The 11,766-nt window shown below is 70.0% G+C and carries 10 protein-coding genes; 7 read left to right on the forward strand and 3 right to left on the reverse strand.

Annotated features, from left to right (window positions below; all coding sequences use genetic code 11):
- Positions 1-303 precede the first annotated feature (303 nt).
- The 3 genes from FHR84_RS12885 to FHR84_RS12895 form a co-directional block, all read right to left on the reverse strand.
- Positions 304-1,998, reverse strand: coding sequence for a phospho-sugar mutase (locus FHR84_RS12885; RefSeq protein WP_179535723.1), 1,695 nt, complete (start codon positions 1,996-1,998; stop codon positions 304-306).
- Between the two features lie 281 nt (positions 1,999-2,279).
- Positions 2,280-3,098: a purine-nucleoside phosphorylase gene (locus FHR84_RS12890; RefSeq protein ID WP_179535724.1), complete on the reverse strand. Its 819-nt coding sequence runs from the start codon at positions 3,096-3,098 to the stop codon at positions 2,280-2,282.
- A 62-nt stretch (positions 3,099-3,160) separates the two neighbouring features.
- Positions 3,161-4,936 carry a serine/threonine-protein kinase gene (locus FHR84_RS12895; RefSeq protein WP_343075256.1) on the reverse strand — a complete coding sequence of 592 codons (1,776 nt, stop codon included), beginning with the start codon at positions 4,934-4,936 and terminating at the stop codon, positions 3,161-3,163.
- 596 nt (positions 4,937-5,532) lie between these two features.
- Here FHR84_RS12895 and mbhE point away from each other — a divergent pair.
- Genes mbhE through mnhG form a run of 7 tightly spaced genes read left to right on the forward strand, consistent with a single transcriptional unit; the run spans position 5,533 to position 11,642 of the window.
- On the forward strand, positions 5,533-7,899 hold the full coding sequence (gene mbhE, locus FHR84_RS12900; protein WP_343075257.1) for a hydrogen gas-evolving membrane-bound hydrogenase subunit E: 2,367 nt from the start codon (positions 5,533-5,535) through the stop codon (positions 7,897-7,899).
- A complete protein-coding gene (locus FHR84_RS12905) occupies positions 7,899-8,468 on the forward strand; it encodes an MnhB domain-containing protein (RefSeq protein WP_179535726.1) in 570 nt (189 codons plus the stop codon). Before mbhE ends, FHR84_RS12905 begins: the two co-directional genes overlap by 1 nt.
- The gene (locus FHR84_RS12910) at positions 8,465-8,890 is read left to right on the forward strand and encodes a Na(+)/H(+) antiporter subunit C (RefSeq protein ID WP_179535727.1); all 426 of its coding nucleotides are present in this window, start codon (positions 8,465-8,467) and stop codon (positions 8,888-8,890) included. The genes FHR84_RS12905 and FHR84_RS12910 overlap by 4 nt, the downstream gene beginning before the upstream one ends.
- On the forward strand, positions 8,887-10,425 hold the full coding sequence (locus FHR84_RS12915; protein ID WP_179535728.1) for a Na+/H+ antiporter subunit D: 1,539 nt from the start codon (positions 8,887-8,889) through the stop codon (positions 10,423-10,425). The genes FHR84_RS12910 and FHR84_RS12915 overlap by 4 nt, the downstream gene beginning before the upstream one ends.
- Positions 10,418-11,029, forward strand: coding sequence for a Na+/H+ antiporter subunit E (locus FHR84_RS12920; RefSeq protein WP_343075258.1), 612 nt, complete (start codon positions 10,418-10,420; stop codon positions 11,027-11,029). Before FHR84_RS12915 ends, FHR84_RS12920 begins: the two co-directional genes overlap by 8 nt.
- On the forward strand, positions 11,029-11,295 hold the full coding sequence (locus tag FHR84_RS12925; protein ID WP_179535730.1) for an MrpF/PhaF family protein: 267 nt from the start codon (positions 11,029-11,031) through the stop codon (positions 11,293-11,295). Before FHR84_RS12920 ends, FHR84_RS12925 begins: the two co-directional genes overlap by 1 nt.
- Complete coding sequence (gene mnhG / locus FHR84_RS12930; RefSeq protein WP_179535731.1) at positions 11,292-11,642, forward strand: monovalent cation/H(+) antiporter subunit G; 351 nt, start codon at positions 11,292-11,294, stop codon at positions 11,640-11,642. Before FHR84_RS12925 ends, mnhG begins: the two co-directional genes overlap by 4 nt.
- Positions 11,643-11,766 lie beyond the last annotated feature (124 nt).

Genomic DNA, 11,766 nt, shown 5'->3' on the forward strand with positions numbered 1-11,766 from the left:
GAGCCGCCGAACCGGTTCGAGGGCACACGTGGACATCGGTCCCGGTCCGGCCCCACCCGGTCGTGCGAGTTGCGATCCCTCCGGAGCGTTCCGGTGGACACGGCCACGTGGCTTGGAGGTCACGTAACCGGCCGTGGACATCGCCCCGGTGCCGTCGCCGAGACACGGCGAAGGGTGGTGCCGGGCAATGTCCGCGGAAACCGGAAGCGGCCGCTCGCAGCGGGTTTTCCGCTCCGGTAGCCGCGGGTGCCTGCTCCGGGAGAAACCCCCGGCCCGGCCGTCGGCTCGACCGGAGGACTCCGGTCAGGACTCGACCAGCGCCCGCACTTCCGAGGTGAGCGCGGACATCATCTCCCGTGCCCTGCCGCGAGCCGCGGTCAGCTCCGGGCTCGAAGCGGGATCCCGCACCGGTTCCACGGCCTGCAGGTAGCACTTGAGCTTCGGTTCCGTGCCCGAGGGACGGATCACCACGCGCAGCCCTCCGGGGCCTTCGGACCCCTCCGAACCGGTGCCGCCCCGCAGGACGAGCACGTCGGCGTCGGGCAGCAGGTCCTTCGTGGACACCGACAGCCCGGCCAGTTCGCCCGGTGGGTGCTCGCGCAGCCTCCGCATCGTCTCGTCGATGGTGGACAGATCCCGCACCCGCACGGAGAGCTGTCCGGTCTCGTGCACACCGTGCCGGGCCTCCAGCTCGTCCAGCCGGTCCAGCAACGAGCCGGAACGCGCCTTCAGGGTCGCGGCCAGATCACAGGCGACCACGGCGGTGGACAGGCCGTCCTTGTCCCGCACGTACTCCGGATCCACGCAGTGCCCCAGCGCCTCCTCGTAGGCGTAGACGAGTCCCGTGGCCGTGCCGTCGCCCGCGCGCATCAGCCATTTGAAGCCCGTGAGCGTCTCGTCGTAGCGAACGCCGTGGTCCGCGGCGATCGAGCGGAGCATCGCCGAGGACACGATCGTGGTGGCCACCAGCGGATCCCGCCCGGAACGGTCCGCCGTGCCGAGCACGTGATCGCCGAGCAGCACCCCGGTCTCGTCGCCGCGCAGCATCCGCCAACCGCCCTCCCGCGCCGGGACCCCGACGGCGCAGCGGTCCGCGTCGGGATCGAGCGCTATGGCCAGCTCGGCCCCGACCTCACCGGCCAGCTCCAGAACGGCGTCGGTGGCCCCCGGCTCCTCGGGGTTGGGGAACTCGACGGTGGGGAAGTCCGGGTCGGGCTCCTCCTGATCGGCGACGAGGTACACATCGGTGAACCCGGCCAGGTGCAGCGCGTACCGCAGTGGCCGGGCTCCCACGCCGTGCAGCGCGGTCGCGGCCACCCGCAGGTCACGCGTCCGTCCGCGCGGAAGCGTCTCCACGCGGGCCAGGTAGTCGTCGAGCACCCGCTCGTAGTGCTCCCAGCCCTGCTCGGCACGTTCGACCTCGCGCGCGGGCCCGACACGCGCGATCTCGTGCTCGATCTCCTCGTCGAACGGGGCCACCAGGGGGGTCCCGCCGGAGAGGTAGACCTTGTAGCCGTTGTCGGCCGGAGGGTTGTGCGAGGCCGTGATCTGCACGCCCGCGACCGCTCCGAGAGAGCGGGTGGCGTACACGAGCAGCGGCGTGGGCAGCGCCTCGGGGAGGACGTACACCCGGAAACCCGCCGCGTGCAGTACCCCGGCGGTGTCCTCGGCGAACCGTCTCGAGCCGTGCCGCGCGTCGTGCCCGACCACGACGGTGCCGACCCCTTCCCGGCCGTGCAGCCAACGGGCCAGCCCGGCGGTGGTGCGCACCACCACGGCCCGGTTCATCCCGTTGGGGCCGGCACGCACCGGCCCCCGCATCCCCGCCGTGCCGAAACCGAGCGGCTGCGCCACCCGTTGACGGAGCTCGGCGACAGCTCCCTCGTCGCCGCCCTCGGCCGAGGTCAGCAGCTCCCGCAGTTCCGCGCGGCCGTCCTCGTCGACGTCCTCGTCCAGCCAGCGCCGAGTGGCCTCGCGCAGTTCGTTCTCCAGGGGCATGTCGGCCTCGCGTGCTTCGTCGGTTCCACGGTGGACAAATGGGCTCGCGGGCGGGGGAAGCAGCGTTCGTCCCCGGACCGGCGCTGGTCGTCGCCCGGTGCCGGGGTGCCCGCTCACGAGCCCGCCAGGGATCCGCCAGGCGAGTACCCACGACCGGGGAGAGCGGAAAACATCGGCTGAGTTCCCGCGCGAATCGGGTGAGCACTCGTTCGGTCGGGGCGATCGTCGGGAAAGCGGCTTCGCGGCTTTCCACCACCTGCGAAAACCAACCCGCGCGACCTCTAAGCCCGCTCGACGAGCGAGCGCAGCAGCTTGCCCATGCGGGAGGCCGAGGCCCTGCCCGCCTCGAGCACCTCCTGGTGGTTCAACGGTTCCCCCGCCATCCCGGCCGCCGGATTGGTGACCAGCGAGAGCCCGAACACCTCGGCTCCGGCCGCCCGCGCGGCTATGGCCTCCTGCACGGTGGACATGCCGACGAGATCGGCCCCCAGCGTGCGCAGCATCCCGATCTCGGCGGGAGTCTCGAAGTGCGGGCCCGGCATGCACGCGTAGACCCCCTCGGTGAGGGAGGGGTCGATCTCCCCGGCGATCTCGCGCAGCCGCCGCGCGTACAGATCGGTCAGATCAACGAACCGCGCGCCGACGAGCGGCGAACGCGCCGTCATGTTCAGGTGGTCCGCGATGAGCACGGGCTGTCCCACGCTCATGTCCGAGCGCAGTCCGCCCGCCGCGTTGGTGAGCACCACGGTCCGGCACCCCGCGGCCGCCGCCACGCGCACGCCGTGCACCACCTTGTCGACACCGAGCCCCTCGTAGAGGTGCGTGCGCCCGAGCATCACCAGCACGCGTTTGTCCCCGACGGCCAGGGACCACATCCTGCCGGAGTGCCCCACGGCCCCGGGGGAGTCGAACCCGGGGAGCTCGGACATGCTCAGTTCCGTTTCGGGGGCGCCGAACTCCTCGGCCGCCGGTTGCCACCCGGAACCGAGCACCACGGCCACGTCGTGCCGTGCGGCTCCGGTGAACTCGGCCAGTGCTCCGGCCGCCCCGCTCGCCGCCGCTTCCGGGTCGGCGGGCTCCGATGTTGTGGAAGACGTCACGACGAGCAGCCTAACGAATGATCGCGCTCGTGGCCCGCCGCTCCGCGCGGTGGCGGGACCTTTCAGCCCGCGCGGAACCGCGAAGCGGTGCGCTCGTGGAGGTCTCGGGCCTCGGACCTGTCCGGAGCGGTCACCCGCACGACCCAGAGGTCCCCGTCGCGGGCCATCACACGGGCCGTGGTGAACCGTCGCGTCGTCCCCGACCCGGTCCCGCCGATCCCCGGTGAGGTGGTCCGGTAGGTCAGCGTCCTGTCGCGGTGCCCCCCTGAGCGGGGCGGTCCGTCCGTTCGTTGCGAAAGCATCTCCAGCCGGCCCGGGGCCCGGTGCTTGTTCCTCAGGGCGATCAGGTATCCGCGTGTCGTGTAGCCCCGCTCGTAGTAGTCGCCGAAACGCTGGACGGCCAGCTCCGTCCTCCCGTTCGGGGACAAGAAGTGGACGGTCATGCTCCTGGTGGGCGGTCCCTGGCTGTACCCCTGGAAGCGGGACCACCCCGTGGGGGCGGAGATGCTGTAGTCGCTCGCCCCGCCGTCGCCGCGGTGCGCGATCCTGCCGTGGTACTCGCGCAGCTGCACCGGCTCGGGCAGCACGGTGCCCCGTGTTCCGTCCTGGACGGGCAACAACGGCTGGTCGGCGAGGAACCTCGTTCCGAGAAAGGTCCCGGCGGAGGAGAGGACGAAAACCGCGACCGCGGCCAGCGCGAGCGCGACGACCCCGATCCGGGAGCGCTTGCGCGGTGGCGGAGAGCTCGGCGTGAACGGGAGCGGTCCCGGGTCGGCCGCGAGCGGGGCCGGCTGTTCCGCCGCGTCGGCACTCGCCTTCGAGGTGTCTCGCCCGGTCCGCCCGGAGGGCGACGGTTCGGCGGATTCGTGCGAACCGGTTCCGGGGTGTCGCTCCTCCTCGCTCGTGTAGGACGGAGCGGGGGTGCCGGAGAGCGGGGTGCGTTCGGTGGAAGCCTCGGCGGGGAGCAAGTGGGCGAACGGTTCCGCCCCGGGTTCGGGCAGCAGGGGCTGCACGAGTCTGCGCACCTCGCGCAGCGAGAGCCGGAGCTGCGGGTCCTTGACCATCAGCCCGGCGATGACCTCGCCTAGCGGTCCCTGCTTGTCCGGTTCGGGAACGGGGTCGTTGACCACCGAGGTGATGGTCTCCACCGGGTTGTCGTCGCTGTCGTACGGCGGTCTCCCCGCGGCGGCCGCGAACAGGGTGGCTCCGAGCCCCCACAGGTCGGCGGCGGAGGTGATCGGCTCTCCCGCGGCGACCTCCGGGGCGATGAACGCCGGGGTGCCCAGCATGATGCCGGTGCGGGTGAGGGTCGGCTCGGCCACGTTCCTGGATATGCCGAAGTCGCTCAGCTTGATCTGGCCGTCCGAGGAGAGCAGCACGTTGCCCGGTTTGACGTCGCGGTGCACCACGCCGGAGCGGTGCGCGGTGTCCAGCGCTGCGGCGACCGCGTTGGTGAGCGTGGCCAGCTGCCGGTCGCCGAGCGGGCCGTGCTCCCGGATGATGGTGGCCAGGCTCTGCGAGGGAACCAGCTCCATGACGACGAACGGGTCCTCGCCCTCCCGGGCCACGTCGTAGAGAGTGACCACGTTCGGGTGCGAGACCACGGCTATTGCCCTGGCTTCCCGGAGGGTGCGTTCCCGTATCTCGGCGGCTTCCTCGGTCGGGATCCCCTTGGGAAGCTGCACCACCTTGATGGCGACCGGCCTGCGCAGCAGCTCGTCCGTACCGGACCACACGGAGCCCATGGCACCGCCACCGATCTTGGAGTGCATCCGGTACCGGTCGGCTATCAGCCGACCTTCCACGGGCTCGTCGGATTCGGGTTCCGCGTCTGGCACGCCTCCATTGTCCACCAAGGTGTTCTTCCTTACGGGGCAGTGGTGAGTCCGGGAGGGCCGCCCCGACGCCGAGGCATCCACTCCGGGGTGCGGTGGGACCTTCCGCCGAGCTACCACCCACGTGAATCACTCCGGGAGAGCTCCCGCGAGGGGAGCGGTAGCGCCTCTTTCTCGATTCCCCGGCGTTAACAGCGGTGAACTTTCTTACCCGGCGGTGGCCCCTTCGAAGCGGGATTTTCCGGGCGAAAAGTCCTGACCTGCGCAGAAGATCCGGACCGGTGGCGCTGCGCGGTGTCCACCCCGCGGAACCGGCGAGTGGAAGCGCTCCTGATCGGCTACGTTTGACGGTGATCGGGTCACAGTGGCCGCGCCGCACGGTGGAGCGGGCCCACCGCCACGTGGGGGAACCGCTCGATCGGGGGCCGGATGAGCGGACCGGGTGCTCCCCCGACCGTGAAACCCGTGCCGTCACGAGGAGCGGAGCAGCACGACACGCCGGAACGGAGTCGTGGTGGTAACCGTGCCGCGGGTGACGAACAATCCCGGATGCCCACATCGCCGGGAACGGGAGGGCCCGCCGCGACCGGGAGGTGTTCGTGCTCGCACTGGTGGTTGCACACCTGCTCGTGTCACTCGTGCTGCCCGGACTGACCGGTCGGCACACCCGGATCGCGTTCGGCGTGGCGGCGCTCCCGCCCGCGGCTGCCCTGTGCTGGGTGCTCGCCCACTCCCGCGCCGTGCTCTCCGGTGCGGGACCGGTGGAGGCGGTGAACTGGGCGGGACCGCTCGGCCTGGGATTCGCGTTCCGCCTGGACGCCCTGGCGTTGGTCATGACCCTGCTGGTCTCGGGAATCGGCGTGCTCGTGCTGCTCTACGCGGGGTGGTACTTCGAGCGGGGAAGCGGCGACGCGAGGCGCTCGGCCCCGCTGCTGCTGGCCTTCGCCGGGGTGATGCTCGGACTGGTGCTGGCCGACGACCTGCTCACCCTCTACGTGTTCTGGGAACTGACCACGATCTGTTCGTTCCTGCTCGTCGGGCAGTCCGGTGTGACCAGGGAGTCCCGCAGGTCCTCCCTGCAGGCCCTGCTGGTGACCGCCCTGGGTGGGCTCGTGATGCTGCTCGGCTTCATCGTGCTGGGGGAGGCGGGCGGCAGCTACCGCATCTCCGAACTGGCCGAGAACCCGCCCACGGGAGCGCCGCTGTCCGTCGCCGCCGGACTGATACTGGCCGGGGCCTTCACGAAGTCGGCCCAGCTCCCCTTCCACAACTGGCTGCCCGCCGCGATGGTCGCGCCGACGCCGATCAGTACCTACCTGCACGCGGCTTCCATGGTCAAGGCCGGTGTCTTCCTGATCGCCAGACTGGCACCGGTACTGGCCGGGGTGGCCTTCCTGCCCGCGGTGACGGCCGTGTTCGGGATCGCCACCATGCTCGTGGCCGGGTGGCGCGCCCTGCGGGAGAACGACCTGAAGCTGCTGCTGGCCTACGGCACGGTCAGCCAGCTCGGATTCATGACCGTGCTGGCGGGCTCCGGGAGCTACACCGGTTCGCTGGCCGTTGCCGCGATGCTGCTCGCGCACGGCACCTTCAAGGCGACGCTCTTCCTGGCCACCGGCGTAGTGGACCACCAGGCCGGAACCAGGGACATCCGTGAACTGTCCGGAGTGGCCGGACGGCTGCCGTGGGTGACGACCGTGTCCGTGGTGGCCGCGATGTCCATGGCCGGGCTGCCACCGATGGTCGGATTCGTGGCCAAGGAGGCGGCTTTCGAGGCCTTCCTCGGCGGCGGCTGGGACGTGGCGGTCGAGGTGGGGCTGATCCTCGGCTCGATGCTGACCGTGGCCTACAGCGCGCGGATGCTGTGGGGAGCGTTCGCGGTCAAGCCGGGGGTGCGGCGCAACGAGGCCGATCCCGCCCCGGCGGCGCTGTGGATACCGCCCGCCGTGACGGCGCTCGGCTGCCTGGCCCTCGGCGTCGGCTACCCGCTGACCGACGCGCTCACCTCCGCCTACGCCGGACGGATCGCGGGCCACGAGGGGGAGTACCACCTCGGCCTGTGGCACGGATTCAACCCGCCGCTGGCCTTCTCCGCGCTCACGCTGCTCGGTGGGCTCGCGCTGTTCGCCCTCAACACGAGACTGAACAGGAGGCGTGAGCTGCTGCCGGCAGGCATGAGCGCGCAGCACGGTTACGAGCGGGTGATGGGCTCGCTGGAACGGGTGGCCGTCGGTGTGACGGGGCGTATTCAGGTCGGCTCGCTGCCCACCTATCTCGCGATCATCCTGCTCACCGTGCTGGTCGTTCCCGGTTCGGTGCTGCTGTTCAGGGAGACCCCGGTGGAGAACCTCCGCTGGTGGGACAGGATGCTGCAGCTGCCGCTGGCGCTCGTGATCCTGATAGCGGCGGCCGGGGTGGCCAGGGCGCGGAGGAGGATGACGGCGGTGCTGCTGGTCGGCGTGGTCGGTTACGGCATCGGAGGCATGTTCGTCCTCGGGGGAGGACCGGACCTCGCGCTGACCCAGTTCCTGGTGGAGACGCTGACCCTGGTGGCGTTCGTGCTGGTGCTGCGCAGGCTGCCCGCCCGCTTCACCGAGACCGAGTCCTCCCGGGGGGTCCGGGTGCCGAAGGTGCTGCTCGCCCTGGGGGGCGGGGTGTTCGTCGGCTTCGCCTCGTTGATCTTCAGTTCGGCGCGGGACACCGCCTCCGAGGTCAGCGTGCAGTACCTGGAACACGCCGAGGAGGGCACCTCGGCCACCAACGTGGTGAACGCGATCATCGTCGACTTCCGGGCCTTCGACACCGTCGGCGAGATCTCCGTCCTCGCGGTCACGGCGACGGGGGTGGCCAGCCTGGTGCTCACCGCACGTTCCTCCCGCAGGAGGAGGCACGCCAGGTCCAGACGCGACATCGCCGTGACCTCCCCCGGCACGAGCTCCGGCGAGCGGGGATCGGAGGTGTCCTGATGACCGAGCACGAGCACCGGGAGAAGTCCGGTGGGCCGTCCTCCACGGAATCGTGGTTCCGTTCGGACGCTCCCGCCGAGCGGTGGCTGCTCTCCGGGTACAGCCGCGACTCCAGGGAACGGACCATACTGCTCGAGCTGGTGGTGCGGGTGCTCTTCCCCACCGTGATCGTTTTCTCGCTGTACCTGCTGTTCGCGGGGCACTCCCGCTCGGGGGGCGGGTTCAGCGGCGGCCTGGTCGCTGGGCAGGCCTTCGTGCTCCGCTACCTGGCCGGGGGACGGCTGGACGACAGCTCCACCTTCTCGATGCGTCCTCCCGTGCTGATCGGAGTGGGACTGACCATAGCGGTGCTGATGGGGTTCTTGCCCGTGCTGTTCGGCGGTCTGGTGCTGGAGAGCGGCACCTTCGCCTTCACCGCGCCGCTGCTGGGGAAGATCAAGATCGCCAGCAACCTCTTCCTGGACGTCGGTGTCTACCTGCTGATCATCGGTGTGGTGCTGGATCTGCTGCGGACCCTCGGCTCCGGGGTGGAGGCAGACATAGCCGCGAGTGGGGAGGAACGACGATGAGCAGCGTGAACCTGACGATGGCCATCGTTCTCGGGGGGCTGTACGCGACCGGGTTCTACCTGCTGCTGCAACGTTCCCTGATGCGCGTCCTGCTCGGGATCGTGATCCTCGGGCACGGGGCGAACCTGCTGCTCCAACAGGCGGGAGGCGCCCCCGCGGGACGCCCCCCGATGCTGGGTGAGGCCCCCGTCCGGTTGATGTCCGATCCGCTTCCGCAGGCCATGGCCCTGACGGCGATCGTCATCACCTTCGCCCTGACCACCTTTCTGCTCGCCCTGGCTTACCGGGCCTGGCAGCTGCTCGGCCACGACGAGGTGCAGGACGACGTGGAGGACCGCCGTATCAGGAGGCTGGAGAGCGAGCTGGCCGAGGGAGAGAGCGCGGAGAACGAGCAGGAGCTGGATTCGGAGGCAACCCGTTGAGTGTGCTGGTCGCGATCCCGGTGCTGCTTCCGCTGGGAGCGGCCGGACTCTCGATGGCGTTCGGACGTTTCGCGGACGTGCAACGCTGGCTCGGTCTGCTGGTGCTCGGCGTGATCGTGGTGGACGCGACGGTGCTGCTCTACATCGCCGATGCGCACGCCCCGCTCGTGCTGTACCTCGGCGGCTGGGCGGCCCCCGTGGGAATCGCGCTCGTGGCCGACAGGCTGGCGGCGTTGCTGCTGCTGATCAGCGTGGTCGTGATGTTCGCCGTGCTGCTCTACTCGATCGGCCAGCGCATCACCGACTACGGGCGCGGGACCTCCAGCACCACCTTCCACCCGATCTACCTGGTGCTGTGCGCCGGAGTTTCGCTGGCCTACCTCACAGGAGACCTGTTCAACCTGTTCGTGGCCTTCGAGATCATGCTCTCCGCCTCCTACGTGCTGATCACGAGGCGCACCACGGCAAACCGGGTGCGGGCCGGGATGACCTACACGATCGTGAGCCTCTCGTCCTCGGTGCTGTTCCTGACACTGATCGGGCTGGTCTACTCGGCCACCGGAACGGTCAACCTGGCGGATCTGGCCGGGGAGACGGAGAAGCTGCCCCAGGCCCCGGCGACCGCCCTGGCGCTGCTCATGGTCATCGTGTTCGGGGTCAAGTCGGCCATGGTCCCGCTGCACTTCTGGCTGCCGGACAGCTACCCCAACGCGCCGGCCCCGATCACGGCGATCTTCGCCGCGCTGCTGACCAAGGTCGGCATCTACGCGATGATCCGCACCCAGATCCTGGTCTTCGATCGCGGACCGAGCTGGCGGCTGATGCTCGTGCTCGCCCTGGCCACGATGCTCGTCGGGGCGCTGGGAGCGCTCGCCCAGAACGACCTGAACCGGTTGCTTTCGTTCCTGCTGGTCAGCCACATCGGCTTCATGCTGTTCGGGCTCGGTGTGTACGACGTCGCCGGTCTGACCGGAGTGATCCTGTACATAGTGCACCACATCACCGTCCAGGCGGCGCTCTTCCTGGTCAGCGGTCTGGTTACGCGGTACACGGGCACCGTGGCGCTGAGCAGGATGGGCGGGCTGGTGCGGATCTCGCCGCTGGTGGCGGTCCTGTTCGCCCTGCCCGCCCTCAGCCTGGCCGGTGTTCCCCCGTTCTCCGGTTTCGTCGCGAAGCTGGCGCTGTTGCAGTCCGGTATCGGGGTCGGCACCGGCTGGGCTTACGCGGCCGCCGCGGGAGCGGTGCTGACCAGCCTGCTCACGCTCTACGCGGTGGCCCGCGTGTGGACCAGGGTCTTCTGGGGCCGGACCCGTCCCCCGGAAGGCGATCCGGATCCGACCGACGAGCTCGTCGTCGGCACGGGGGACACCTCGCGGGCGATGGTCCACGCCACGGGGGTGCTGGTGTGCGCGACGGTGCTGGTCGCCGTGCTGGCGGGACCGCTCGCGGCGGTGAGCGAGCGGGCAGCGGAGGACCTGATCAGCGGCGAGGCCTACAGGACCGCGGTTCTGGAAGGTGGTGGGGTCGGTGGCTGACCAGGCTCGGGAGCGTCGCTCCACGCGGCGGCGCGGTGAGCACGTCGTCAGCAGGAAGCACCCGTTCGGGCGGCTGGTGCGCAGGATTCCGCTGCTGGTGTGGCTGGTGCTGGTCTGGCTGCTGCTGTGGGGCACCTACGATCCCGGCACCGTTTTCTTCGGGGTGCTGGTGGGGGTGTTGGTCATAGCCTCCTTCCCCGCGCCCCCGATCGCCACCGACATCCGGCTGCGGCCGCTGCGCCTCGTACAGCTGATGATCTCCCTCGCGTGGGACCTGGTCGTCTCGACCGCCCGCGTTTCCTGGCACGCGGTGGTCCAGGGGCCGAGGGCGCGTGCGGCCATCGTGTCGGTGACCCTGGTCACCGACTCCGACCACCTGATGGCGATGGTGGCCAACGCGGTGTCGCTGGCTCCGGGGAACTTCGTGCTGCAGCTCGACCGCGGGAACAGGATCTGCTACGTCTACGCGCTCGGCTGCCACGCGGACCCTTCCGCGCGCGTTCGCGGCGAGGTGCTCGCGTGGGAGCGCAGGGTGGTTCGCGCGGTGGGCACCGCCGAGCAGGTGCGCATGGTCGAGCGCGGTTACCGGGGGGAGGTCGACTGATGGGCGTGGTGTTCTCGGTCACTTTCGGGATGTTGTGCGTGGCCGGGCTGCTGTCCCTGGTGCGGCTGCTGCGCGGGCGCGGGACCCTGGACCGCATCGTGGCCCTGGACGTGTTCATAACCCTGATCGTCGCGGCCACCTGCGTCGGCATGGGGTTGAACCGGGACGGCTCGAACATCGCCCTGGCGGCGGCGTTCGCGCTGCTCGCGTTCATCGGCTCCGTGAGTGCGGCCCGTCTCGTGGAGAGAGGGGAGTCGCACCGATGAACTGGTTGAATCTGTTCTCCGCGGTGTGTTTGTTGGGTGGAGCGGCATCCTGTTTGTTCGGTGCGATAGGATTGCTCACTTTTCCCGATGTGGCCGCGCGACTACAGGCAGCCACGAAACCGCAAACACTCGGGCTGATCCTCGTGTTGATCGGCAGCGCGGTCCGGTTGGACTTCCGGGACGCTTCGGGGCTCATTCTCGTCGGATTGTTCCAGGCGCTGACGGCTCCGGTTCTGGCCCAGCTCGTGGGGCGCGCGGCTTATCGGACCGGCAGCGTTCGGGAGGAAACGCTGGACACCGACGACCTGGCGAAGCGGATCGAGCGCGAACGCGATCGAACTTTGTGAGCGACGACATTTTCGTGTCTCAACTGAGTATCATTTGCCGCTGTCGTTTCACATACGCAGGGTTGGTGTTTACCGTGGTTCGCTGTGACATGCGGTTCGCGCTGGGGTAGCCACGCCTGTGGCC

Origin of the sequence: Actinopolyspora biskrensis, assembly GCF_013408175.1 — a bacterium.
Taxonomy (GTDB): Bacteria; Actinomycetota; Actinomycetes; order Mycobacteriales; family Pseudonocardiaceae; genus Actinopolyspora; species Actinopolyspora biskrensis.